The organism is Leptotrichia sp. oral taxon 879 str. F0557 (assembly GCF_000469385.1).
Taxonomy (GTDB): Bacteria; Fusobacteriota; Fusobacteriia; order Fusobacteriales; family Leptotrichiaceae; genus Leptotrichia; species Leptotrichia mesophila.
This window is the reverse complement of the sequence record NZ_KI271358.1, coordinates 40957-41341: the sequence shown is the minus strand read 5'-3', so window position 1 is coordinate 41341 and position 385 is coordinate 40957. Positions and strand designations below refer to the sequence as shown.

The 385-nt window shown below is 36.1% G+C and carries 1 protein-coding gene; it reads right to left on the bottom strand.

Annotation, left to right across the window (positions count from 1 at the left end; genetic code table 11):
* Positions 1 to 385 (bottom strand): transketolase C-terminal domain-containing protein (locus tag HMPREF1552_RS11300; RefSeq protein ID WP_021745342.1); only part of this gene is annotated, 385 nt, incomplete at both ends.

Sequence of the window (385 nt, the reverse complement as noted above, 5' to 3'; positions counted from 1 at the left end):
GCTCTAAGCCCATAATTCGTAAGCATAGTTTCTCCATCTGCACTTTGTCCAAAAACATCCTGTATTCCATGTTTTACAACTTTTGTCGGATGAACTTCTGATAAATATTCTGAAACTGCACTTCCAAGTCCCCCAATTACAGAATGTTCTTCACTTGTTACAATAAATTTACATTCTTTTGCCGCTTTTAGAACTGTTTCTGTATCTAACGGCTTTATCGTAGAAACATTTACCACTCTTGCTTTTACTCCTTTTTCTTCCAGTAATTTCGCCGCCTCAAGAGCTTCTGATACCATAAGGCCAGTCGCTAATATTGCTACATCATTTCCTTCTCTCAAAGTTGCAGCTTTCCCTATTTCAAATTTATAGTTTTCATCAAATAATA